The organism is Brevundimonas sp. GW821-FHT02A10 (genome assembly GCF_059422025.1).
This window is the reverse complement of record NZ_JBWKWC010000001.1, coordinates 635614-657982: the sequence shown is the minus strand read 5'-3', so window position 1 is coordinate 657982 and position 22369 is coordinate 635614. Positions and strand designations below refer to the sequence as shown.

General features: G+C 67.8%; 24 protein-coding genes. 9 read left to right on the top strand and 15 right to left on the bottom strand.

Annotated features, from left to right (window positions below):
* The first annotated feature begins 24 nt into the window (after positions 1–24).
* The 4 genes from AC07U0_RS02875 to AC07U0_RS02860 all read left to right on the top strand — a co-directional run bounded on the left by AC07U0_RS02875 (position 25) and on the right by AC07U0_RS02860 (position 3281).
* A complete protein-coding gene (locus tag AC07U0_RS02875) occupies positions 25–453 on the top strand; it encodes a DUF305 domain-containing protein (protein ID WP_494718518.1) in 429 nt (142 codons plus the stop codon).
* Positions 454–525: 72 nt separating this feature from the next.
* Positions 526–1710: an acyl-CoA dehydrogenase family protein gene (locus tag AC07U0_RS02870; protein WP_494718517.1), complete on the top strand. Its 1185-nt coding sequence runs from the start codon at positions 526–528 to the stop codon at positions 1708–1710.
* 4 nt (positions 1711–1714) lie between these two features.
* Complete coding sequence (locus AC07U0_RS02865) at positions 1715–2839, top strand: acyl-CoA dehydrogenase family protein (protein WP_494718516.1); 1125 nt, start codon at positions 1715–1717, stop codon at positions 2837–2839.
* Positions 2840–2915: 76 nt separating this feature from the next.
* Positions 2916–3281, top strand: coding sequence for a hypothetical protein (locus tag AC07U0_RS02860; protein ID WP_494718515.1), 366 nt, complete (start codon positions 2916–2918; stop codon positions 3279–3281).
* Between the two features lie 78 nt (positions 3282–3359).
* Here AC07U0_RS02860 and AC07U0_RS02855 read toward each other — a convergent pair whose 3' ends face one another.
* The 15 genes from AC07U0_RS02855 to AC07U0_RS02785 all read right to left on the bottom strand — a co-directional run bounded on the left by AC07U0_RS02855 (position 3360) and on the right by AC07U0_RS02785 (position 16110).
* Positions 3360–3659 carry a hypothetical protein gene (locus AC07U0_RS02855; protein ID WP_494718514.1) on the bottom strand — a complete coding sequence of 100 codons (300 nt, stop codon included), beginning with the start codon at positions 3657–3659 and terminating at the stop codon, positions 3360–3362.
* Between the two features lie 153 nt (positions 3660–3812).
* Complete coding sequence (locus AC07U0_RS02850) at positions 3813–4079, bottom strand: hypothetical protein (protein ID WP_494718513.1); 267 nt, start codon at positions 4077–4079, stop codon at positions 3813–3815.
* A gap of 102 nt (positions 4080–4181) precedes the next feature.
* Complete coding sequence (locus AC07U0_RS02845) at positions 4182–4424, bottom strand: hypothetical protein (RefSeq protein ID WP_494718512.1); 243 nt, start codon at positions 4422–4424, stop codon at positions 4182–4184.
* 14 nt (positions 4425–4438) lie between these two features.
* The gene (gene glk, locus AC07U0_RS02840) at positions 4439–5428 is read right to left on the bottom strand and encodes a glucokinase (protein ID WP_494718511.1); all 990 of its coding nucleotides are present in this window, start codon (positions 5426–5428) and stop codon (positions 4439–4441) included.
* A complete protein-coding gene (gene edd / locus AC07U0_RS02835) occupies positions 5428–7263 on the bottom strand; it encodes a phosphogluconate dehydratase (RefSeq protein WP_494718510.1) in 1836 nt (611 codons plus the stop codon). Before edd ends, glk begins: the two co-directional genes overlap by 1 nt.
* The gene (gene pgl, locus AC07U0_RS02830; protein WP_494718509.1) at positions 7263–7967 is read right to left on the bottom strand and encodes a 6-phosphogluconolactonase; all 705 of its coding nucleotides are present in this window, start codon (positions 7965–7967) and stop codon (positions 7263–7265) included. The genes edd and pgl overlap by 1 nt, the downstream gene beginning before the upstream one ends.
* Positions 7960–9417 (bottom strand): glucose-6-phosphate dehydrogenase, encoded by a 1458-nt coding sequence (gene zwf / locus AC07U0_RS02825; protein ID WP_494718508.1) that lies wholly within the window; start codon positions 9415–9417, stop codon positions 7960–7962. The genes pgl and zwf overlap by 8 nt, the downstream gene beginning before the upstream one ends.
* Positions 9418–9458: 41 nt before the next feature.
* The gene (gene hisIE / locus AC07U0_RS02820; RefSeq protein ID WP_494718507.1) at positions 9459–10082 is read right to left on the bottom strand and encodes a bifunctional phosphoribosyl-AMP cyclohydrolase/phosphoribosyl-ATP diphosphatase HisIE; all 624 of its coding nucleotides are present in this window, start codon (positions 10080–10082) and stop codon (positions 9459–9461) included.
* Complete coding sequence (gene hisF, locus AC07U0_RS02815) at positions 10079–10846, bottom strand: imidazole glycerol phosphate synthase subunit HisF (RefSeq protein WP_494718506.1); 768 nt, start codon at positions 10844–10846, stop codon at positions 10079–10081. Before hisF ends, hisIE begins: the two co-directional genes overlap by 4 nt.
* The gene (locus AC07U0_RS02810) at positions 10843–11577 is read right to left on the bottom strand and encodes a 1-(5-phosphoribosyl)-5-[(5-phosphoribosylamino)methylideneamino]imidazole-4-carboxamide isomerase (RefSeq protein ID WP_494718505.1); all 735 of its coding nucleotides are present in this window, start codon (positions 11575–11577) and stop codon (positions 10843–10845) included. Before AC07U0_RS02810 ends, hisF begins: the two co-directional genes overlap by 4 nt.
* Positions 11574–12173 (bottom strand): imidazole glycerol phosphate synthase subunit HisH, encoded by a 600-nt coding sequence (gene hisH, locus AC07U0_RS02805; protein ID WP_494718504.1) that lies wholly within the window; start codon positions 12171–12173, stop codon positions 11574–11576. Before hisH ends, AC07U0_RS02810 begins: the two co-directional genes overlap by 4 nt.
* Complete coding sequence (gene hisB / locus AC07U0_RS02800) at positions 12170–13594, bottom strand: imidazoleglycerol-phosphate dehydratase HisB (RefSeq protein WP_494718503.1); 1425 nt, start codon at positions 13592–13594, stop codon at positions 12170–12172. The genes hisH and hisB overlap by 4 nt, the downstream gene beginning before the upstream one ends.
* Positions 13591–14898, bottom strand: coding sequence for a histidinol dehydrogenase (hisD, locus tag AC07U0_RS02795; protein WP_494718502.1), 1308 nt, complete (start codon positions 14896–14898; stop codon positions 13591–13593). Before hisD ends, hisB begins: the two co-directional genes overlap by 4 nt.
* Positions 14898–15779, bottom strand: coding sequence for an ATP phosphoribosyltransferase (hisG, locus tag AC07U0_RS02790; protein WP_494718501.1), 882 nt, complete (start codon positions 15777–15779; stop codon positions 14898–14900). The genes hisD and hisG overlap by 1 nt, the downstream gene beginning before the upstream one ends.
* A 7-nt stretch (positions 15780–15786) precedes the next feature.
* Complete coding sequence (locus AC07U0_RS02785) at positions 15787–16110, bottom strand: YerC/YecD family TrpR-related protein (RefSeq protein WP_494718500.1); 324 nt, start codon at positions 16108–16110, stop codon at positions 15787–15789.
* Positions 16111–16299: 189 nt separating this feature from the next.
* On the opposite strand from AC07U0_RS02785, the gene AC07U0_RS02780 reads away from it, so the two are divergent.
* The 5 genes from AC07U0_RS02780 to uvrC all read left to right on the top strand — a co-directional run bounded on the left by AC07U0_RS02780 (position 16300) and on the right by uvrC (position 22314).
* Positions 16300–17703, top strand: a complete 1404-nt coding sequence (locus tag AC07U0_RS02780) for a circularly permuted type 2 ATP-grasp protein (protein WP_494718499.1) — start codon at positions 16300–16302, stop codon at positions 17701–17703.
* On the top strand, positions 17703–18641 hold the full coding sequence (locus AC07U0_RS02775) for an alpha-E domain-containing protein (RefSeq protein WP_494718498.1): 939 nt from the start codon (positions 17703–17705) through the stop codon (positions 18639–18641). Before AC07U0_RS02780 ends, AC07U0_RS02775 begins: the two co-directional genes overlap by 1 nt.
* Before the next feature lie 4 nt (positions 18642–18645).
* On the top strand, positions 18646–19503 hold the full coding sequence (locus AC07U0_RS02770) for a transglutaminase family protein (protein WP_494718497.1): 858 nt from the start codon (positions 18646–18648) through the stop codon (positions 19501–19503).
* A gap of 84 nt (positions 19504–19587) precedes the next feature.
* Positions 19588–20361, top strand: coding sequence for a proteasome-type protease (locus AC07U0_RS02765; RefSeq protein ID WP_494718496.1), 774 nt, complete (start codon positions 19588–19590; stop codon positions 20359–20361).
* 54 nt (positions 20362–20415) lie between these two features.
* Complete coding sequence (gene uvrC, locus AC07U0_RS02760; protein ID WP_494718495.1) at positions 20416–22314, top strand: excinuclease ABC subunit UvrC; 1899 nt, start codon at positions 20416–20418, stop codon at positions 22312–22314.
* Positions 22315–22369: the final 55 nt, after the last annotated feature.

Genomic DNA, 22369 nt, shown 5'->3' with positions numbered 1-22369 from the left:
GTGATGATGCGGGAGCGACCTTATATGCGGCTGGCCATCGTCCTGTTCGGGGCTCTCATCGTGACGCTGGGCGTCGGTCACGCCATGGCCGCGCGAGCCGAGCACATCCACATCAGCGCCGACCACATCTACCTGGCCCTGATGGCCGTGGCGCCGATCGGCATGCTGCTGCTGTTCCTGCTGGGCGAGCTGTTTCCCAGCAAGAAGATGAACTACGGCCTCAGCGCCGCCTTCGCCCTGGTCTTCGTCGGGGCCTTCGTCGGAGCCCGCACCCAGGCCGGCGTCAGCGAGAGCGACTTCGCGGGCGCCATGATCAGTCATCACTCCCACGCCGTGACCCGCTGCGGAAACGCCAGCCTGAAGGATCCGCGGCTGATCGCCTTCTGCGAGCGGATGACCGCCCGCAACCACGCCGAAATCGCCGAGCTGGAACAGATTCTCGCGAAACCCTGACGCTGCGTCATTGCGAAATCCTGTTAGACAGGTCACGGGCGAAGGCGGAAACACGTGGGCCCGGGAGACGACATGACCGATCTGGAAACCTTCCGCGCGGAGACCCGCGCCTGGCTGGAGGCGAACTGCCCGGCCGAAGTCCGCGGCCCGCAGGGCGGCGAGGAAGACCGCGTCTGGGGCGGCCGCAATCCCACCTTCAAGACCCCGGCCCACAAGCTCTGGATGGAGCGGATGGGCGCGAAGGGCTGGACCGCGCCCGAATGGCCCAGGGAATACGGCGGCGGCGGCCTGAGCCGGGAAGAAGCCAAGGTCCTGCACTCCGAACTGCGCCGCATCGACGCCCAGCTGGCGCTGTCCAGCTTCGGCATCTGGATGCTGGGTCCGGCGCTTCTGCAATTCGGCACCGAGGAGCAGAAGAAGCGCTTCCTGCCCGAGATCGTGCGCGGCGAAATCCGCTGGTGCCAAGGCTATTCCGAGCCGGGCGCCGGCTCGGATCTCGCGGGCATCCAGACCCGGGCGGTGGATCAGGGCGACCACTGGATCGTCAACGGCCAGAAGGTCTGGACCTCCTACGCCGACAAGGCCGACTGGATCTTCTGCCTGGTCCGCACCGACCCGGACGCGCCCAAGCATCTGGGCATTTCGTTCGTCCTGTTCGACATGGCGACCAAGGGCGTCACCACCAAGCCCATCACCCTGATCTCCGGCAAGTCGCCCTTCTGCGAGACCTTCTTCGACGACGTCCGGGTCGAGAAGGAGAACCTGGTCGGAACGCTGAACCGCGGCTGGGACGTGGCGAAGGCGCTGCTGGCGCACGAGCGGACCATGATCGGGGCCATGGGCTCGATCGCCTCGGGACGGCCCATGGGTCTGGTCGCCGCCGACAGTCTGGGCGTCGATTCCGACGCCCGTCTGGAGGACCCGATGTTGCGCGCCCGCATCGCCGAGCTGGAAGTCGACCTCGCCGCCTTCAACCTGGCCATGGAGCGGGTCGGGGATCAGGTGAAGGCGCGTCAGGTCTCGCCCGCCATCGCCTCCATGCTCAAATACTACGGCTCGGAGCTGAACAAGCGCCGCCACGAAGTCCTGATGACGGCCGGCGGCTCGGATACGCTGGAGTGGGAGAGCGAGCGCTCTGACCACGGGTCGGCGGCCCGCGACTGGCTGCGCACCAAGGCCAATTCCATTGAGGGTGGGACCAGCGAGATCCAGCTGAACATCATCGCCAAACACCTGCTGCAACTGCCCGGAGCCTGAGCGGATGCCGCTGATCCTGACCGAAGAACAGACCATGCTGAAGGAGGCCGCCGACGGCTTCCTGAGCGAAAACGCCCCCGTCGCCCACCTGCGGGCCCTGCGTGACAGCCAGGACGCCAACGGCGTCTCGCGCGATCTGTGGAAGGCGTTCGGCGAGATGGGCTTCGCCGGGGTGATCATCCCCGAGGAACATGGCGGTTCCGGCCTCGGCGCCGTCGAGGCGGGGGTGGTGGCAGAGGCGCTTGGCCGGACCCTGACGCCCTCGCCCTTCATGGGGTCGGGCCTGCTGTGCGCCAGTCTGCTCTCTGAAGGCGGTTCGGCCGAACAGCAGGGCGAATGGCTGCCGAAGATCGCGGCGGGCGAGGCCATCCTGTCTCTGGCCATCGACGAGGGCCCCAAGCACCGGCCCTCGGCCATGACCGCCCGCGCCGAGCGTTCGGGCAACGGCTTCAAGCTGAACGGCGCCAAGGGCTTCGTGCTGGACGGTCACATCGCCGACGCTTTGATCGTTGCGGCCAAGACCGACGACGTGACCCTGACCCTCTTCCTCGTCGATCCGAAGACCCCGGGCGTCGAGATCGAGCGCACCGTCATGGTCGACGCCCATAACGCCGCCCGCGTCACCCTGACCGACGTCCAGGTCGACGCCGACGCCATGATCGGCGCTATCGACCAGGGCGAACCCCTGCTGCAGAAGGCGCTCAACCTCGGCCGCGCCTGCGCCGCCGCCCAGCTGAACGGCGCGGGCGATCAGGCTTTCCAAGTCACCCTCGAATACCTGCGCACCCGCAAGCAGTTCGGCAAGCTGATCGGCGAGTTCCAGGCCCTGCAGCACCGCGCCGCCCATCTGTTTTCCGAGATCGAACTGGCCCGGGCCGCGACCATCGGCGCCCTACAGCGCATCGACGCCGGCGTCGATGAAAAGGGACTGTCGGCCTCCATCGCCAAGTCCAAGGCCGGCCGCGTCGCCGAACTGGCGGTGCAGGAGGCGGTCCAGATGCACGGCGGCGTCGGCATGACCGACGAGTTCGACGTCGGCCTCTATATGAAGCGCGTCCGGGTCCTGAACGAACTGCTCGGCGATGCGGGCTTCCATGCGGACCGGCTGGCGCGGGCGCAGGGGTACTGATCGGCATCTGTCACGAAACGGACCCATCCGGTCCCTAGGCGTGTTTCACGACTGAAACCCGAATCGGAGACTTCTCATGCGCATCCTGATCGCTGCCCTCGCGCTTTCCAGCGCCCTCATGGCCGCATGCACGCCGATGACGGGCCCCGCCGATCCGGCGGTTCCGGGTCAGAGCGCCGACGCCGCCTCCTGCGCCTCGCGCGGCGGCGAACTGCGTCGTGTGGGCCGGATGCAGACCCAGCAGTGCATCGTGAAATACGCTGACGCCGGCAAGTCCTGCACTTCCGGCTCGCAATGCGCCGGCGACTGCCGTCTGGAGGGCAATAGCGGCGTCGCGCCGGGCGCCGCCGTCACCGGCCAGTGCCAGGCCGACAGCGACCGCTTCGGCTGCCACACCACCGTCGAGGACGGCAAGGCGGGCCAGACCCTCTGCATCGACTGATACGACCCGCCTCAAACGCATGAAAAAGCCCCCGCCGATCGCTCGGCGGGGGCTTCGTCATTTCAGACGCTCAAGCGATCAGTGCTTGGCTTCGTCCTTCACCGCGTCGGCGTGGGCGTTCGCGTTTTCCTTGGTCTGGTCGGCCGCCGAACGCATGGCGTCGGCGGTCGCCTCGCCCTGGGCCACCGTCTGGTCGGCGGCGGCCTGGGCGTGGGCCTCGGTGGTCTTGGCGTCGGCTTCCAGCTTCTCGGCATTGGCCTCGCCCTGGGCCTGGATGGCGTCGGCTTGCGAGTCAGCGGCCTTTTCGGCGGGCTTCTGGCAGGCGGCGACGCCGGTCATGGCGGCGATGGCGGCGGCGGCGATAATCAGCTTACGCATGGGAACTTCCTCCTTATGGAGACAGCCAAACGCTTTGGGGTCCTGTCGGTTCACATCGCCGTGAGAGTTTCGTGATCCGGACCGTGGGGCGTCCCGCAACGAAAAGCCCCCGCCGATCGCTCGACGGGGGCTCTGTCGTTGGAACGTAAGGCCTCAGTGACCCGGCTGTTCGCCCTGGGTCGGCGAGGTGCTGGGCGTGTTGGCGGTGGTCATGCCGCCGTCTGCATTACCCGCCTGCTGCTCGACGTGGTCGGCCTGGGCGTTCAGATTCTTTTCCTGCTGCTCGTTCGGCGTGGCGGCGGCCTGGGCTTCCAGGGCGTCGGCCTGTTTCTCGGCGGTCTTGTCGGCGGCGCTTTCACCGCAGGCGGCGACGCCGGCCAGAGCCACGGTGGCCGCGACGGCGAGGATCATTTTACGCATGGAGTTTCCTTCCCTTTTCGGAGACCGAGCGCCTCCTTGTTGGAGACAACCCAACGTCGCCGAAAGGAAAGGGTTCACGCCTGCGTGACAGTCCGTGACCGATCAGTGATCCGTCTTTTCGGCCGGGACCGGGGTGACTTCCATCGTCTGCATCTGGGCTTCGATCTGGCGCTGGGCGCTTTCGATCTGCAGTTCGTGACGACGCTCTTCGGGGGTCATGGTCGCCTTGTCCGGCACGGGCTCGGCGGCCGGAGCAGGGGCGGGGGCCGGGGCCTCGGCCTTCTGCTCGCAGGCGGCGGCGGTGAGGGCGACGGCCGCAACAGCGGCCACGGTCAGGATGCGCATTTCGATGTCTCCGATCAGCCCAGGTCCGCGCCGAGATCGGCGAAGGCCACGCGGGCGGCGCCCAGCAGGGCGGCGTGTTTGTGCAGGATAACGTGCGTCGGAATGGCCTGCATATATTCCTTGAACCGGCCCTTGCGCTCGAACCGCTCGCGGAACGGGCTGACCTTCAGGAAGGGCAGGATGCGCGGGGCGATACCGCCGGCGATATAGACCCCGCCGCGGGCGCCCGTGGTCAGGGCGATGTCGCCGGCGACGGCGCCCAGGATGGCGCAGAAGCGGGCCAGGGTCGCGCCGCAATGGCTGTTGGGATTGTCCAGGGCTTCCTGGGTGATCTGGGCCGGGTCGTCGATATGGCTCTCGCGGCCGTCGATCTCGGCCAGGGCACGGTGCATGTTCAGCAGGCCGGGACCGCAGATCAGGCGCTCGATCGAGACCCGGTCATAGCGGCGGCGCAGGATGCGCAGGATCTCGTCCTCGATCGGATCGCCGGGCGGGAAGCAGGCGTGGCCGCCCTCGGACGGCATGGCCAGTTCGTTGCCGTGGGCGTCGCGGATCAGAGCCGAGACGCCAAAACCGGTGCCCGGGCCCAACACCGCGACGGCGGCGTGGGGGTCACCCTCTTCAGGGCCGCCCAGCGAGGCCAGCTGGTCGGACGGCACCACCGGCGCGCCCCAGGCCAGGGCCTCGAAGTCATTGATCAGGCGCACGGGGTTCAGACCCAAGGTGCCGAGCTCCTTTTCCGACACCGCCCAAGGCGAGTTGGTCAGGTCGATCTCGCCGTCGGTGACCGGTCCGGCCACGGCGATGACGCCGCCGGTCGGCTTGACCTCGCAGCCGTCGATGAAGGCCTTCACGCCCTCAAGGAAGGTCGGATAGGTCTCGGCGGGGAAGCTGTCGTGGTGCTCCAGCACAGGCTTGCCCTCGACCATATGGGCCAGGGCGAAACGGGCGTTGGTGCCGCCGACGTCGCCGACGAGCAGGGTCTTGTCCCAGGTAACAGCCATCAGTCTTCATCCTCCCGGGAGAAACAAACGGTGGCGCCCTCTTCTGCGGAGGTGACCACCCGGCGGAACGCCGAGAACAGTTCGCGGCCATAGCCCCAGGATGAGGCGTCCGCATTGGCGGCCGACCGCTTCGCGCGCGGCCGGGATTGCAGGTCGGCGACGGCGACCGTGGTCAGGACCCCGGCCTCGGCGTCCAGACGGATGATGTCGCCTTCCTGGACATAGGCCAGAGGACCGCCCGCGAGGGCTTCCGGCGAGACGTGGATGGCGGCGGGGGTCTTGCCCGAGGCGCCTGACATTCGACCGTCAGTGACCAGGGCGACGCGGAAGCCGCGGTCCCACAGCACCGACATCAGGGGCGACAGGGAGTGCAGCTCGGGCATGCCGTTGGCGCGCGGCCCCTGGAAGCGCAGGACGATGACGACGTCGCGGTTCAGCTCACCGGCCTTGAAGGCGGCCTGAACGTCTTCCTGGGTCTCGAACACGGCGGCGGGCGCCTCGACGATGCGGTGCTCGGGCTTGACCGCCGAAATCTTGATCACCGCCCGGCCGAGATCGCCCTTGACCAGACGCAGGCCGCCCTCGGTGTCGAAGGGATTGGAGGCGGGGCGCAGGATGTCGAGGTCGAGGCTTTCCTTGACCCCGTCGCGCCAGACCAGCTCGCCCTCGACCATCGACGGCTCCTGGAAATAGGCCTGGATGCCTTCTCCCATGATGGTGGTCACGTCGGAGTGGATATTGCCGGCCTCGGCCAGTTCGCGGGCGATGAAGGCGACGCCGCCGGCGGCCTGGAAGGCGTTCACATCGGCCGAGCCGTTCGGATAGACCCGGGCCAGCAGCGGGGTCACGGCCGACAGCTGATCCATGTCGGTCCAGTCGATCAGCACCCCCGCCGCCCGGGCCATGGCGACCAGATGGATGGCGTGGTTGGTCGATCCGCCGGTCGCCAGCAGGGCCACGATCATGTTGACGATCGACTTCTCGGAAATGACGTCGGCCATGCGGCAGTCGCCGGTCTTCGCCAGCTCGACCGCCCGTTTTGCGGCGGAGGCCGTCAGGGCGTCGCGCAGGCCCGTGTCCGGATGGACGAAGGCGGTGGACGGCATGTGCAAGCCCCCCAGCTCCATCATCATCTGGTTGGAGTTGGCGGTGCCGTAGAAGGTGCAGGTGCCGGGCGAGTGATAGCTGCCGACCTCGCTGGCGAGCAGCACATTCCGGTCGACCTTGCCTTGCGCATATTCGGCGCGAACCCGGGCCTTTTCAGCGTTGGGGATGCCCGAGGGCATGGGACCGGCGGGTGCGAAGACGACGGGCAGGTGACCGAAGGCCAGGGCGCCCATGAACAGGCCCGGGACGATCTTGTCGCAGACGCCCAGCATGATGGCGGAATCGAAGGCGTCGTGGGTCAGAGCCACGCCGGCGGCCATGGCGATGGCGTCGCGGCTGAACAGCGACAGCTCCATGCCCGGACGGCCCTGGGTGACGCCGTCGCACATGGCGGGGGTTCCGCCTGCAACCTGGGCCGTGCCGCCGACCTCGCGGGCCGCCTTGCGGATGATGTCGGGGAAGCGCTCGAACGGCTGGTGGGCCGAGAGCATGTCATTGTAGGCGGTGACGATGCCCACATTGGGCTTCGACCCGTCCATCGCCGTCAGCTTGTCGGCGATGGTCTGGCCGGCGAAGGCGTGGGCCCAGTTGGCGCAGCTCAGCTTGGCGCGGCCGGCGCCCGAGTCGCGGGCGGCGTCCATGCGGCGGATATAGTCGGCGCGGGTGGCCTTCGACCGTTCGACGATGCGGGCGGTGACCTCGGCCACGACGGGATGGAGAGTGGGCATCAGCTGGCTTCCGTCCACACCACTTCGAGCGGGACCTTGTTGGCGATCAGGGCGGCGATGGGCTGGATGGCCGGATCGCCTTCGGCCTCCATCTCGAAGACCTCGCGCTTGGCGGCGCCCTTGAGACCCAGGATGACCCGCTCGGCCTGCATCAGCCAGGGCAGGTTGATCGAAATCCGCTCCAGCGTCGGGGCCGAGCCGTCACGGCCGTGGGGCACGCCCAGCACCGTCGGCTTGAGGGTCGGGGTCAGCAGGGTCTTCAACGTCGGGCTGTTGGGGAACATGGAGCAGATATGGCCATCCTCCCCCATGCCCAGAAGGACGGCGTCGAACCGACCGCCCGTGGCCGCGCCCAAGGCATGGGCGGCGACGGCGGCCGCCCGGTCGACGGTGACCTCGGGCGTGTAGAGGGGGATGAAGGTCGCGGCGGCGGCCTTGTCCTGCAGCAGGACGTCGCGGATCAGGCGGGCGTTCGACTCCGGCGAGCTCTCCGAAACATAGCGCTCGTCCACCAGGGTCACGGCGATGTTCGACCAGCCGATGTCGGCCTTGGCCAGCCGGGCGTAGATGGGCGACGGCGTCGATCCGCCCGGACCCGCGAAGGCCGCGCGGCCGTTGGCGATGACCGCCTCGCCGAGGGTCTCTTCCAGACGACCGGCAATGGTCGCGGCCCAGGCGTCGAGCGTGGGGAAGGCCTCAAGCATCGGTCGTATTCCAGTCCCGGCCGGTACGGGCCATCAGCATGTCCGAGCCGTCCGGACCCCAGGTCCCGGCGACATATTCCTGCGGCTTCACATCGCCGTCGACCCAGGCCTCGGAGACCTCATCGACCCATTTCCACGCCTGTTCGGCTTCGTCGCGGCGCACGAACAGGGTCGAGTCGCCCTTCAGCGCGTCCAGCAGCAGACGCTCATAGGCGATGCGGCGGCGCGGCGGCACGTCGGTCTTGTCGCGGAAGCCCCAGCTCAGGCTCATCTTGATCGGCTGCAGCTGCATCCGGCTGTCGAGGCCCGCCTTCTTGTTCATCACCGTCAGGGAGATGTCTTCCTCGGGCTGCAGCTCGATGATCATCTTGTTGGCCTGCGGCTCCCCGTCCTCATAGTCGAAGATCGAGTGGGGCAGGGGCTTGAACTGGATGACGATCTCGGTGCGCTTCTCGGGCAGCCGCTTGCCGGTGCGCATGAAGAAGGGCACGCCCGCCCAGCGCCAGTTGTCGATGTCGGCGCGGATGGCGACGAAGGTCTCGGTGTCCGAATCCTGGCCCCGCTCCTCGTCATAGCCCTTGACCAGCTTCCCATCGACCAGTCCGCCGACGTACTGGCCGCGCACGGTCACTCGCTCGGCCTCCTCATGGGTGATGGGCCGAAGCGAGCGCAGCACCTTGACCTTCTCGTTGCGCACCGATTCCGGATCGAGGTCCGACGGCGGCTCCATGGCCACCAGGCACAGCAGCTGCAGCATGTGGTTCTGCAGCATGTCCCGAAGGGCGCCGTACTCGTCGTAATACGGCCAGCGGTCGCCGACGCCGACGGTCTCGCCGACGGTGATCTGGACGTGGTCGATGTTCTGGGCGTTCCACAGCGGCTCGAACACGGTGTTGCCGAAGCGCAGGGCGATCAGGTTCTGGACCGTCTCCTTGCCGAGGTAGTGGTCGATGCGGAAGACCTGCGATTCCGAGAAGGCGTCGGCGACGGCGTCGTCGATCTCGAGGAAGGTCTTCAGGTCGCGCCCGACCGGCTTCTCCAGCACGACCCGGTCATCGACCTCGGCGAGGCCCGCGGCGCGCATGGCGGTGACGATCTTCGCATAGAGGGACGGGGAGACGGCGAGGAAGGAGGTCACCGACCCCTGACCGACCTTGTCCTTGAGCGGCTTCAGGCTCTCGGCCGAGGTGGCGTCGACGGCGAGATAGTCGAGCCGGCCCTCCATCCGTTTCCAGACGGCCTCGTCCCAGACGTTGTCCGCTTTGGCCTTGGCCTCGCAGGTCTCACGCACCTTGGCGATGTATTCGGCGGGGCTCTCCTCGGAGCGGGCGGCGCCGATGATCTTCAGATCTTCCGGCAGCAGGCCGTCGTGATCGAGGAAATAGAGCGAGGGCAGCAGCATCCGCATGGCGAGATCGCCGCCGCCACCGAACAGCACCAATGCCGCCATGCCTGTTTCCTTCCGAAGGTGAGGGCCGTGAAAGACCCTTCTTACGACGCGTCTTTGGCCGGTTGGGCCCGCTGAGCCAACACGTCCAGCACGTCCTGAAACACCAATTGACGCGACCGTAACAGGACCAGCAGATGATAGACCAAATCCGCAGCCTCGCTCGCGAGTTCCGCATCGGGACCGGCGACCCCGGCGAGGGCGGTTTCAACACCCTCCTCACCGACCTTCTGGGCCAGACGCTTGGGCCCTTCGGCGATCATCCGGGCGGTGTAGCTGACCGAAGGATCCTCGGAGGCGCGTTGGGCGATGGTCCGCTCCAGCGCCGCGATCCGGCCCAGACCGGGCGCATCCGCATCGCCGAAACAGCTGGTCGTGCCCAGATGGCAGGCCGGGCCCATGGGACGCACCGCGACCACAAGGGCGTCGCCGTCGCAGTCGGGCGTGATCGAGACGACCGTCTGGCGGTTCCCGGAGGTTTCGCCCTTCCTCCACCGTCCGCCGCGAGAGCGCGAGAAGAAGGTCGCCTCGCCGGACTCGATCGTCTCCTCCAGCGCCGCGCGGTCCATGTAGGCCAGCGTGAGCACCTGCAGGGTGTCGGCGTCCTGGACAATGGCCGGGATCAGGCCGTCGCCCTTGGCGAAATCCAGAGCATTGGGATCGATCATTGTCTCACCTCCACGCCGGACGCCGCCAGCGAGGCCTTCAGGTCGGGGATGGCGATGGCGCCGGTATGAAAGACGCTGGCCGCGAGCGCGCCCGAGACATTGGCCTGCTCGAACACGTCGAGGAAGTGCGACACGGCGCCGGCGCCGCCGGAGGCGATCAGGGGGATGGTCAGGAGGCCGCGGGCCTCGGCCAGCTGGGCGACGTCATAGCCCTTCCGCACCCCGTCTTGATCGATGCAGTTGAGCACGATCTCCCCGGCGCCGAGGCTCTGCGCCTCCGTCAGCCAGTCCAGGGTGCGCTTGCCGGCCAGACGGCGGCTGTCGGGATCGCCGGTGTATTTGTGGACGACGTATTCGCCGTTCTCACTGCGGCTGTCGACGCCGACGACCACGCACTGGCTGCCCAGCCGTTCGGCCATCTCGGCGATCAGTTCGGGGCGTTCGAGCGCGGGCGAGTTGATCGAGACCTTGTCGGCGCCGTGGTCCAGACAGGCGGCGGCCTGATCGACTGAGCGGATGCCGCCGGCGACGCAGAAGGGAATGTCCAGCAACCGGGCGATCGACTTGACCCAGGCATAGTCCAGCGTCCGCCCCTCGGGGCTGGCGGTGATGTCGTAGAAGACCAGTTCGTCGGCGCCCTCGTCGCGATAGCGGGCCGCCAGTTCGGCGGCGTCGCCCATGTCGACATGGCCCTCGAAACGCACGCCCTTCACGACCCGGCCGTCCTTGACGTCCAGACAGGGGATGATGCGGCGCGCCGTCACTGGCAGGCCGCGATGGCTTCGGCCGCGGTGAACCGGCCTTCGTAGATGGCGCGGCCGACGATGGCCCCGTCGCAGCCGATGGCGGCGGCGGCGGTAAGGTCGTCCAGCGACGAGACCCCGCCCGAAGCCTGGACCTTCAGGTCCGGACGGCGACGACGCACCTCGCCCAGCAGGTCGAGATTGGGTCCGGTCAGGGCGCCGTCGCGGCCGACGTCGGTGATAAGGACGTGGCTGAGCGTTCCCGCCGGATAGCGGTCGAGCGCCTCCCACAGGTCGAAGCCCGCGGCCTCGGTCCAGCCCTTCAGCGAGGGCACCGGCACGCCGTCCTCGCCGATGCGGACGTCGAAGGCCAGGGTCAGCTGTTCGGCCCCGAACCGCTCCAGCCAGCCGGCGACCTCGTCCGGCTTTGTCACCGCCAGAGAGCCGACGACGATGCGCGACACGCCCGCGCGCAACAGGCGGATGATGTCCTGATCCGACCGCACCCCACCGCCCGACTGGATGGCCACGTCGAAGCTGGAGGCCAGTTCGCCGATGAGGGTGTGCTGCACGGCATGCCCGGCCTGGGCGCCGTCGAGGTCGACGATATGGACCCAGGTCGCCCCGTCGCCGACGAAGCTTGCCAGCCGCCGCATCGGGTTCTCGTCATATTCGGTGACCTGATCGAACCGGCCATGCATCAGCCGCACGCAGGTCCCGGCGCGGAGGTCGATGGCGGGATAGACGATCATGCGGGCAACTCGAGGAAATTCTTCAAAATTCGGGCGCCGGCCTCGGCCGAACGCTCGGGGTGAAACTGGCAGCCCCAACGATTGCCCTTGCGGACCACGGCGGGGACGACGGTTCCATAGTCGGCGCGAGCCAGGGTCGCCTCGCCGTCCGGACAGACGAAGCTATGCACGAAATAGGCGTAGGCGCCGTCGGCGACGCCTTCGATCAGCGGATCGGCTTTTACGGTGGTCAGCCGGGTCCAGCCCATGTGCGGCACCGGCAATTCGGGATCGATGTCGAACTTCGTCACAACGCCGGGGATGAAGCCGAGCAGGTCTACGCCGCCACCCTCTTCGCTGCGCTCGAACAGCAGCTGCTGGCCGAGGCAGACGCCGAGCAGGGGACGTTCGAAGGCCTTCAAGGGTTCGATCAGGTTGAGCGCCGCCAGCCGTTCCATCGCATAGCCCGCCGCTCCGACGCCGGGCAGGATGACCCGCTCGGCCCCCGCGACCACGGCCGGGTCGTCGGTGATGACGGCCTCGGCGCCCAGCCGCTCCAGCGCGAACTGCACCGAGGCGGTATTGCCGGCGCCGTATCCGATGATGGCGACGGTCAAAGCACACCCTTGGTGCTCGGCACCGCATCGCTCTCGATCCGGATCGCCTGACGCAGGGCGCGGCCGAAGCCCTTGTAGACGGCCTCGGTCTTGTGGTGGTCGTCGTCGCCCGTGACCTTGATGTGCACGGCGGCGCCCATGGCCTCGGCCAGCGAACGGAAGACGTGGGCGGTCAGGTCGGTGCGGTATTCGCCGATGAAGGGGGTCGCGAACGTCCCTTCGAACAGCGGATAGGGCCGGCCCGAAAGGTCGATGGCGACATGGGCCTCGGCCTCGTCCATGGCCAGGACGAAGCCATAGCGGGCGATGCCGCGCCGCTCCCCGAGCGCCTGCTTCAGCGCCTGACCGAGGGCGATGGCGCTGTCCTCGATGGTGTGGTGGGGGTCGGTGTGCAGATCGCCCTCGCACGACAGGCGCAGGGAGAAGCCGCCGTGGGCCGCGACCTGTTCCAGCATGTGGTCGAAGAAGCCGACGCCGGTGTGGATCGTGATCGGACCGGTCGCGTCGAGGTCGACGGCGCAGACGATGCGCGTCTCCTTGGTGTCGCGCACGGCCTGTCCGGTGCGGTGCGGCCGGGCGCGCGGCACATTGAGGCCCAGCGCGAGCAGCAGCCGGTCGTTGACCTCCGGCTTGATCGAGATCGGCAGGCGCAACCGGTCGCCGGACCGGTCCGCCGCGACGCCGTATTTGGCCAGTTCGGTCAGGGTCGCCTCGGGATCGGAGGGGCGGGCCATCAGGATGGGGCCGACGCCGCTTTCGACCGTCATCAGCCGGGCGACCTCGCGAGCGACGCGGGCGCGCTCCAGCTTGACCGAGGCGATGCGCTCCGCGGTCTCGATCATCCGCGAAGGATCCAGCGCCTGCTGCGCCAGCCGCACGAGGGGCTCGGGCAGGGCGTAGGGCTCCAGCACAGACGACAGCCGGGCAAGCGTTTGCGCCTGCGCTATCGCCGCCCCGACGCGAGCGCCGGCCAGACCATAGGCCAGCGACAGGCTGCGCAGCACGACCAGATTGGCGTGGTCGCCGACGACGGTTACGGCCGAGGCCCCGTCGGCGAATTCGATCAGACCCTCGTCAACGACGAGCAAGGCGGGGGCGACGCGTTCGGCCATCTCGGCGACCGCCTCGGGCGAGCCGAGGGCGCGGATGACGATGGCCGCGGCTTCACCGGCTCCGGGATAGATGGCGGCGAGGCCCGTATAGGGCTGGGCGTCGGGCGCCTGAACGGACTTGCCCTCACGCGCGGCGAGACGCCAGACCAGCTCCAGCCCGTGTGTCAGACCGCGCACCGGCAGCACCTGTTCGACGGGCACACGATAAATCTGCGCCATGCGGGCGGCCAGCGCGGACGGATCAGCCGGATAGCGATCCAGACCTTCGCCGCCGGAGACCAGCGGGGCATAGGGGGCGGGCAGGGTCATTCCGGGCTCCGCAGGTCGGCGGCGCGGGCGTGGGCCTCCAGCCCTTCCAGCCGCGCCAGACGGGCGGCGACGGGCGCGAGGACGGCGGCGCCGGCCTCGGTCACCGTCTGGACCGACATGGAGGTCATGAAGCTGGCGGTGGTGATCCCGCCCAAGGTCCGCGCCCCGCCGTCGGTCGGCAGGACGTGGGACGGGCCAGCGGCATAGTCGCCCAGGGTCTCGGCGGCCCAGCGGCCGACGAAGACGGCGCCGGCGGCGGTGATCTGTTCGACCAGGGCTTCGGCGTCCTCGGTCTGGATGGCGAGGTGTTCGGGGCCATAGAGGTTGGCCACCTCGCAGGCCGTCTCCATGTCGCGCACCTTGACGATCCGGGCCTCGGCGAGGGAGGCGCGGGCGATGTCGGCGCGGGGCAGGGTCTCGAGCTGCTCCTCGACCTCCCCGAGGATGGCGTTGATCGTCGCGGTCGAGTCCGAGACGAGGATCACCTGCGCGTCCGCATCATGCTCGGCCTGGCTGAGCAGGTCGGCGGCGGCGATCTCCGGATCGGCCGAGCCGTCGGCGATGACCAGCAGTTCCGATGGTCCCGCCGGCATGTCCTGCGAGGGGCCGCCGGGCAGGGACGAGGCGTAGCGTTTGGCCTCGGCAACATAGGCGTTACCCGGGCCGAACAGCTTGTCGCAGGCCGGAATGGTCCCGTCTTCCAGCTCGACGCCGAAGGTCAGGGCGGCGATGGCCTGGGCCCCGCCGATCAGCCACAAGGCTTCGAGCCCGGCCTCTGCGGCGGCGAGGATCATGGCGGGGTGGACACCGCCGTCCTTGGTCGGAGGCGTGACGGCGACCCGCTCCCGCACCCCCGCCACGCCCGCCGGAATGGCCAGCATCAGCAGGGAGGAAAAGAGAGGGGCGCTGCCGCCAGGCACATAGAGGCCTGCGGCTCCAATCGGCCGCCAGACGAGGCGCGACTTCACACCCGGCGTGGTCTCGACCCATGCCGTATCTGCCGGCTTTGTCATCTGGTGGAAGACGCGGACGTTCTCGGCGGCGATGCGCAGCGAGCGGGTGTCGGCGGGGGCGAGCGCATTGCGGGCCGCGTTCACGACCTCAGGCGTGATGGCGATCCGGCGCGGCGCCGCCTTGTCGAGCTTCAGGCTCCAGTCGGTGACGGCCTGACCGCCGCGGGCGCGGACGTCCTCGAAGATCTCGCGCACCACATCGACGACGCGCCCCTCGGTGCGCTGCGTCGGGCGGGCCAAGGCGGCCTTGCGCCCCGCGGCGTCCAGCGATGCCCAGTCAATCCGCTGCATCACATCATCTTCTCGATGGGGAGGACGAGGATGGCCGAGGCGCCGGCGGCCTTCAGCTTCTCCAGCGTCTCCCAGAAGACGGCTTCCTGACAGACGGCGTGGACGGCGACCGCGTCATCGCGGCCCATCAGGGGCATGACGGTCGGGGCCCCGGCGCCCGGCAGGATGGCGGTGATCTCGTCCAGCGCCGAACGCGGGGCGTTGAGCATCACGTATTTGGCCCCCTGCGAGGACACCACGCCGGCCATCCGCTCGATGATGGAGTCCAGCAGATGCGCCAGTTCGGGCTCGGGGCCGGTCGGCGATTTGATCAGGACGGCCTGGCTTTCGAACACCGTCTCTTTGGCGTTGAGCCCGTTGGCTTCCAGCGTCGCGCCGGTGGAGACGAGGTCGCAGATGGCCGAGGCCAGTTTCAGCCGCGGGGCCACCTCGACAGCGCCGCGCATGACGACCGTGTCGGCCTGAACGCCCCGGTCGTTGAGGAAGCGCTGCAGGATCTTGGGATAGGAGGTCGCGATGCGCAGGCCCTGCAGCGAGTGCGGGCCTTCATAGGCGAGCGTCGGCGGCACGGCGAGCTTGAGCGTGCAGCGGCCGAAACCCAGCGGCATGATGACCTCTGCCGTTGCGCCGCCGTTCTTGTCTTCCTCCAGCACGTTCTCGCCGACGATGCCGAGGTCGCAGACGCCGTCGGCGACGAAGGTCGGGATGTCGTCGTCGCGCACGCGCAGCAGGTCGATCGGATAGTTCTCCACCCGGTACAGCAGGTCGTTGTGGCCCTTGACCCACTTGAGGCCCGCGTCCCGGATCAGCTCGAGCGAGCGGTCGGCCAGACGGCCGGATTTCTGGACGGCGATGCGCAGCCGTCCCTGAACAGTACTCATGGCGGGGTCAGGCTTTCTTCTTTTTCAGGCGTTCCAGCACCAGGCTGTAGCCCTGATGCGGCATATCCTTGAGGAACCGGGCGACGCGCACCACGGTGGTCGGGCTGGCGCCGGCTTCGAGGGCAATCTCGCGATAGGACTTGCCCTGTCCGTGCAGCAGGCGCGCCACGGCCCAGCGCTCGGCGAAGGCGCGCAGTTCCGAGGGCGTGCACAGGTCCGACAGGAAGGCGTCGAACTCCTCGCGCGTCTTCAGCGACAGCAGGGCGTCATACAGGGCTATGCGGTCGTCGGCGGCCTTGTGAACGGCCTTGCGGGTGATCGGGGCGGTCATGGCGTGTTCCACTAGAGTGTAACAGTGAAACGGTCAAGGGGTTCGGGCGTTCGTCCCCCGCGCTGTGCGCACATCGCTGACCCGCCGAAAGAAAACGTCTTTGCGCTGCAACATTTCTGTTGCGCGATGCGGCGAGGCCGGACCAATCTGAATGGGCTTAGCAGAGGGAATGGGGCCACGTTCGACGAGATGTCAGGCGAAAGCGGATCCGGCGAGATCCGTCCCAGCTACCGGACCCTGGCCCGGTGGCTCGAGAATGCGCCGTCCGATCTGCTGCAGTCCCGGTCCCGTCAGGCCGAACTCTTCTTCCGCCGCATGGGGGTGACCTTCGCCGTCTATGGCGATGTGGAGTCCAATGAGCGGCTGATCCCCTTCGACGTTGTGCCTCGCATCATCGGGGCGAAGGAATGGGAGGACCTGGAGAAGGGCCTCAAGCAGCGCGTCTCGGCCATCAACGCCTTCCTCAAGGACATCTACGGCCCGCAGGAATGCATCAAGGCCGGTATCGTCCCGGCCGACCTGATCTTCACCAATCCCCATTATCGCCCCGAGATGCAGGGCCGCCGCCCGCCGGGCGACATCTGGACCCATATCACCGGCGTCGATCTGGTTCGCACCGGCGAAGACGGTTTCCTGGTGCTGGAAGACAACTGCCGCACTCCCTCGGGCGTCTCCTACATGCTGGAGAACCGCGAGATGATGATGCGGCTCTTCCCCGACCTGTTCGCCGAGCACCGCATCCGTCCGGTCGAGACCTATACGGACATGCTGCTGGCCAGCCTTCAGGCCTCGGCGCCGACGGGAGCAGGGGCCGACCCGAACATCGTCGTCCTGACGCCGGGACCCTATAATTCCGCCTATTACGAGCACTCCTTCCTGGCCGACAAGCTGGGCGTCGAGCTGGTCGAGGGCGGCGATCTCGTGGTCAATGACGACATCGTCTACATGCGCACGACCGAGGGTCTGAAGCGCGTCGACGTCATCTATCGCCGCGTCGACGATGAGTTCCTCGATCCCCTGACCTTCCGCCCGGACTCGGCGGTCGGCATTCCCGGGATCATGGCGGCCTATGCGGCGGGCAATGTGACCCTGTCGAACGCGGTCGGCACCGGCGTCGCCGACGACAAGGCCGTCTACACCTATATGCCCGACATCATCCGCTTCTTCTCGGGCGGCGATCCGATCCTCGGCAATGTGCCCACATGGCGCTGCCGCGAGCCGGACGCGCTCAAGGAGGTCCTGTCCAAGCTCGATCAGCTGGTGGTCAAGGAGGTCGGCGGCTCTGGCGGCTACGGCATGCTGGTGGGCCCCGCCTCGACCAAGGCCGAGATCGAGGCCTTCCGCGCCAAGCTGATCGCCGATCCGGACGACTTCATCGCCCAGCCGACGCTGGCGCTCTCGACCGCGCCGACGCTCGAAGGCGGCACTCTGTCGCCGCGCCACGTCGACCTGCGCCCCTTCGTGCTGTCGAGCCCCAAGGGCATTCGCGTCGCCCCCGGCGGCCTGACCCGGGTGGCGCTCAAGGCCGGATCCCTGGTGGTCAACTCCAGCCAGGGCGGCGGAACCAAGGACACCTGGGTGCTGGACGACTGATGCTTAGCCGTACCGCAGACAGCCTTTACTGGACCGGCCGCTATATGGAGCGGGCGGATTTCCTCGCCCGGATTCTGGAAGCCGCCGTGCGTCTGGCCGCCTTGCCGGCCAAGGACGGCGCCGCCGCTACCGCCTGGGCCAGCGCCATCGCCTCGGCCGGGGTCTCGCGCGCCTTCGCCGCCTCGGGCCGGGCGCCGAATGAGAAGTCGGTGCGCGAGTATCTGGCCTTCGCGCCGGACAATCCGTCGTCGATCCGCGCCTGCATCACCGCGGCCCGCACCAACGCCCGCTCGGTCCGCACCGCCCTGACCATCGAGCTGTGGGAGGCCATCAACGGCGCCTGGAACGGCATGAACGAGCTGGGCGAGCCGTCCAAGCGCGACGACTTCGTGCGCTTCCTCGAATGGGTGAAGACCGTTTCCCTGAACGTCGAGGGCGCCTCGTCGCGGACCATGCTGCGCAATGACGCCTACTGGTTCCTGCGTCTGGGCATGGCCATCGAGCGGGCCGACAACACCGCCCGCCTGCTGGACGTGAAATACCACCTGCTGCTCCCGGCCGACGAGCGGGTCGGCGGTCAGCTCGACTATTTCCAGTGGACCACCCTGCTGCGCGAGGTCTCGGCCCTGACCGCCTATCGCTGGGTCTATCGCGAAAGCGTACGGCCCTGGCTGGTCGCCGACCTGATGGTGCTCAACCGCCAGATGCCGCGCTCGCTGGCCAGCTGTCAGGGGATGATCGTCTCCTATCTGGAGAAGCTGGCTACAGACTACGGCCGACGCGGTCCGTCCCAGCGCCTGGCTTCGGCGCGTCTGGCCCAGTTCAACGACGCGAAGATCGAGGACATCTTCCAGTCCGGCCTGCACGAGTACATTCTCGGTTTCCTGAACGAGAACAACAATCTGGCTGCCGCCATCCACGACCAGTACCTGGTGTGACCTGATGCGCATCCGGATCGACTACCAGACGCAATATTCCTATGCCCGGGCGGCGCGGTTCATCGTCCAGACCCTGCGTCTGACGCCGCGTTCGACCGAAAGCCAGCAGGTGCGGGAGTGGCGGATCGAGACCGACGTCGACACCCGTCTGCGCCGCTCGGACGACGCTTTCGGCAACATCGTCCACACCCTCTATACCGAGCGCCCGACGCCGACTCTGACCATCCGGGTCTCGGGCGAGGTGGCGACCACCGACACCGGCGGCGTCCTGCGCGGCGCCCCGGAGCGTCTGTCGCCTCTTGTCTATCTGCGCGACAGCGCCCTGACCCATGCCGACGCGGCCCTGCGGGAATTCACCGACAAGGTGGACGGGCCAAAGGGCGCCGGGCAAGGCGATGTCCTGTCCCGCCTGCACCGGCTGATGGCGGCCATCCATGGCGAGGTGGCCTTCATGGTCGGCTCCACGACCGCCGACCACACCGCCGCCGACGCCTTCGCCCAGCGGCAGGGCGTCTGCCAGGACCACGCCCAGATTTTCATCGCCTGCGCCCGCCGCATGGGTGTCCCCGCCCGCTATGTCTCGGGCCACCTGCACCGCTCGGACGGGATTATCGATCAGGACGCCGCCCACGCCTGGGCCGAGGCCTGGGTGCCCGATCTGGGCTGGGTGGGTTTCGACGCCGCCAACGGCATCGCCCCGACCGAACACTATGTGCGCGTGGCCTCGGGTCTGGACGCGCTCGGCGCCTCGCCCTTCCGTGGCACCAGCTACGGCGGCGGCATGGAGACCATGACCGTGGCCCTGCGTGTGCGCCAGATGCAACAGACCCAGCAACAACAACAGACCATCGGATGGTCATGAAGTGTCAAGGGTCGTTGTGAGAAGAGAATCTGTTAGCGTTACGGCTTGCTTAGCGCGTGCGCGCCCCGAGGCTGTACTGAACCGATGACCTATTGCGTCGGCATGTTGGTGAATGAAGGTCTGGCGATGATCGCCGACACCCGGACGAACGCGGGCGTCGACAATATCTCGTCCTACAAGAAGCTGCACGTCACCGAAGTCCCGGGCGAGCGGATCATCTCCATCTGCACCGCCGGCAATCTGTCGGTGACCCAGACGGCCCTGGCCATGGTCGCCGAGGGCATCAAGATGCCCGGCCACGACGACATCGAAACGCTGGAAACCACGCCCAGCCTGTTCCGCGCCGCCCAGCTGGTCGGCTATGCGCTCAATCAGGTCCGCAAGGAAATCGCGCCTTCGCTTGAGGCCGACAGCCTGAAGGTCTCGGCCTCGATGCTGCTGGGCGGCCAGATCCGCGGCGGCAAGATGGGCCTGTATCTGATCTACGCCCAGGGCAATTTCATCGAGTGCAGCGCGGACACCCCGTACATGCAGATCGGCGAGCTCAAGTACGGCAAGCCGATCCTCGACCGCGCCCTGCGTCCCGACACCCCGATGGCCGAGGCGGTCAAGCTGGGGCTGATCAGCTTCGACTCGACCATTCGCTCGAATATCGCCGTCGGGCCTCCGTTCGACATGGTGGTGATCAAGCGCGACAGCCTGCACGGTGACCAACGCCGGATCGAGGCCGATGACCCTTACTTCAAGGACCTCGGCCGCCGCTGGTCCGAGGCCCTGGCCAACGCCCACCGCAACATGCCGCCCCCGCCCTGGCTCGATGAGCAGAACAGCCGTCCGCAGATTTCGGTGGTCGGCTAGTCCACCCGCCGGTTCCCGCCAGCAATCGGTTTCAAATCACCTATATTGCTCCCGATGACCGAGGAGACGATTCTGGCTGAAGACGGTTCGGGCGCGCTGAAGGCCGCCGAGCTGATCCGCGACGAGGCGCGGCGCGCGCCGGACAAGCCGGGCGTCTATCGCATGTACGGCGAGGACGGGACCTGCCTCTATGTGGGCAAGGCGCGCTCGATCAAGAAGCGCATCCTCCAGTACGCCCAGGGACGGTTCCACACCCAGCGCATCGGGCTGATGGTCTCCCTGACGCGGTCGATGGAACTGGTGGTCACGGCCTCCGAGACCGAAGCCCTGCTGCTGGAATCCAACTTCATCAAGAAGCTGAAGCCGCGCTTCAATGTCGTGCTGCGCGACGACAAGTCGTTCGCCGAGCTGATGATCCGCCGCGACCATCGGGCGCCCCAGGTCAGGAAGCATCGCGGCGCCCATACGACCCCCGGCGACTATTTCGGACCCTTCGCCTCGACCTGGGCGGTGAACCGGACCCTGAACACCCTGCAGAAGGCCTTCCTGCTCCGGTCCTGCTCGGACAGCGTCTATGAGACCCGCACCCGGCCCTGCATGCTGCACCAGATCAAGCGCTGCTCGGCGCCCTGCACCGGCCTGATCTCGCTGGAGGACTATGGCGAGTTGGTCACCGAGGCCGAGCAGTTCCTGCGCGGCAAGTCGCGCGCCGTCATCGGCCGCCTGTCCGCCGAAATGACCACCGCCGCCGAGGCCGAGGACTTCGAACAGGCCGCCCGGGTCCGCGACCGTATCCGCGCCCTGTCGGCGATTTCGATGGAGAATTCGGTCTCGGCCGAGGGGGTGGCGGAGGCCGACGTCTTCGCCCTGTTCGCCGAGGGCGGCCAGGCCTGCGTCCAGGTCTTCTTCTATCGCGCCGGCCAGAACTGGGGCGGCCGGGCCTACTTCCCGCGCGTGGACAAGTCCGACACCGATCCGGAGATCCTGTCGTCCTTCCTCGGCCAGTTCTACGAGGACAAGCCGGTTCCGCGCGTGATCCTGTCGAACGTCGTCCCGTTCGAGAAGGAGCTTCTGGAAGAAGCCTTCTCGATGAAGGCGAGGGAGGCGGACGGGCGGCGTGTCGTCTCCATCGATCGGCCGCAGCGCGGCGACAAGGCGGCCCTCGTCGATCATGCCCTGACCAACGCTCGCGAGGCTCTGGGCCGCAAGATGGCCGAGGGTTCGGCCCAGGGCAAAATTCTCGACGAGGTCTGCGAGGCCTTCGGTCTGGAGGCCCGGCCCGAGCGGATCGAGGTCTATGACAACGCCCACATCTCCGGGACCAATGCGGTCGGCGGCATGATCGTGGCGGGCCCCGAGGGTTTCCAGAAGTCGCAGTACCGCAAGTTCAATATCCGCGATCAGGAGATCACGCCCGGCGACGACTACGGCATGATGCGCGAGGTCATGCGCCGTCGCTTCGGCCGTCTGGTGAAAGAAGAGGAGGAGGGCGCCGAAGAGGTGGTCCGCCCCGACCTGCTGCTCATCGACGGCGGCGCCGGACAGCTGGCCGAAGTGCTGGCGGTGCTGGCCGATCTGGGTCTCGACGACATCCTGGCCGTCGGCGTGGCCAAGGGGCCGGACCGGGACGCGGGCAAGGAGCATTTCTTCGTGCCGGGCAAGCCGCCCTTCATGCTGCCGCTCAAGTCGCCGGCCCTCTATTACATCCAGCGGCTGCGCGACGAGGCCCACCGTTTCGCCAACGGCGCCCACGCCAAGCGCCGCTCGATGGACATCAAGAAGAACCCGCTCGACGAGATCGAGGGTGTCGGACCGGGCCGCAAGAAGGCCCTGCTGCACGCCTTCGGCTCGGCCAAGGGCGTGGGCCGCGCCTCGGTCGTGGATCTGGTCAAGGTCGACGGGATCAGCGAACCGCTGGCGGAACGCATCCACGCCTTCTTCCGCAAGAGCTGATCAGCGGACGCTGATTCTCCATACAGGCCGTTCCCGCTTCTCCTGCCCAGCTTCC

What these genes read in the sequence shown, in the direction of transcription:
- AC07U0_RS02875 (WP_494718518.1), top strand. Translation starts at nt 25, where the DNA reads ATGCGGCTGGCCATCGTCCTGTTCGGGGCTCTCATCGTGACGCTGGGC.
- AC07U0_RS02870 (WP_494718517.1), top strand. Translation starts at nt 526, where the DNA reads ATGACCGATCTGGAAACCTTCCGCGCGGAGACCCGCGCCTGGCTGGAG.
- AC07U0_RS02865 (WP_494718516.1), top strand. Translation starts at nt 1,715, where the DNA reads ATGCCGCTGATCCTGACCGAAGAACAGACCATGCTGAAGGAGGCCGCC.
- AC07U0_RS02860 (WP_494718515.1), top strand. Translation starts at nt 2,916, where the DNA reads ATGCGCATCCTGATCGCTGCCCTCGCGCTTTCCAGCGCCCTCATGGCC.
- AC07U0_RS02855 (WP_494718514.1), bottom strand. Translation starts at nt 3,659, where the DNA reads ATGCGTAAGCTGATTATCGCCGCCGCCGCCATCGCCGCCATGACCGGC.
- AC07U0_RS02850 (WP_494718513.1), bottom strand. Translation starts at nt 4,079, where the DNA reads ATGCGTAAAATGATCCTCGCCGTCGCGGCCACCGTGGCTCTGGCCGGC.
- AC07U0_RS02845 (WP_494718512.1), bottom strand. Translation starts at nt 4,424, where the DNA reads ATGCGCATCCTGACCGTGGCCGCTGTTGCGGCCGTCGCCCTCACCGCC.
- glk (WP_494718511.1), bottom strand. Translation starts at nt 5,428, where the DNA reads ATGGCTGTTACCTGGGACAAGACCCTGCTCGTCGGCGACGTCGGCGGC.
- edd (WP_494718510.1), bottom strand. Translation starts at nt 7,263, where the DNA reads ATGCCCACTCTCCATCCCGTCGTGGCCGAGGTCACCGCCCGCATCGTC.
- pgl (WP_494718509.1), bottom strand. Translation starts at nt 7,967, where the DNA reads ATGCTTGAGGCCTTCCCCACGCTCGACGCCTGGGCCGCGACCATTGCC.
- zwf (WP_494718508.1), bottom strand. Translation starts at nt 9,417, where the DNA reads ATGGCGGCATTGGTGCTGTTCGGTGGCGGCGGCGATCTCGCCATGCGG.
- hisIE (WP_494718507.1), bottom strand. Translation starts at nt 10,082, where the DNA reads ATGATCGATCCCAATGCTCTGGATTTCGCCAAGGGCGACGGCCTGATC.
- AC07U0_RS02810 (WP_494718505.1), bottom strand. Translation starts at nt 11,577, where the DNA reads ATGATCGTCTATCCCGCCATCGACCTCCGCGCCGGGACCTGCGTGCGG.
- hisB (WP_494718503.1), bottom strand. Translation starts at nt 13,594, where the DNA reads ATGACCCTGCCCGCCCCCTATGCCCCGCTGGTCTCCGGCGGCGAAGGT.
- hisD (WP_494718502.1), bottom strand. Translation starts at nt 14,898, where the DNA reads ATGCAGCGGATTGACTGGGCATCGCTGGACGCCGCGGGGCGCAAGGCC.
- hisG (WP_494718501.1), bottom strand. Translation starts at nt 15,779, where the DNA reads ATGAGTACTGTTCAGGGACGGCTGCGCATCGCCGTCCAGAAATCCGGC.
- AC07U0_RS02785 (WP_494718500.1), bottom strand. Translation starts at nt 16,110, where the DNA reads ATGACCGCCCCGATCACCCGCAAGGCCGTTCACAAGGCCGCCGACGAC.
- AC07U0_RS02780 (WP_494718499.1), top strand. Translation starts at nt 16,300, where the DNA reads ATGTCAGGCGAAAGCGGATCCGGCGAGATCCGTCCCAGCTACCGGACC.
- AC07U0_RS02775 (WP_494718498.1), top strand. Translation starts at nt 17,703, where the DNA reads ATGCTTAGCCGTACCGCAGACAGCCTTTACTGGACCGGCCGCTATATG.
- AC07U0_RS02770 (WP_494718497.1), top strand. Translation starts at nt 18,646, where the DNA reads ATGCGCATCCGGATCGACTACCAGACGCAATATTCCTATGCCCGGGCG.
- AC07U0_RS02765 (WP_494718496.1), top strand. Translation starts at nt 19,588, where the DNA reads ATGACCTATTGCGTCGGCATGTTGGTGAATGAAGGTCTGGCGATGATC.
- uvrC (WP_494718495.1), top strand. Translation starts at nt 20,416, where the DNA reads ATGACCGAGGAGACGATTCTGGCTGAAGACGGTTCGGGCGCGCTGAAG.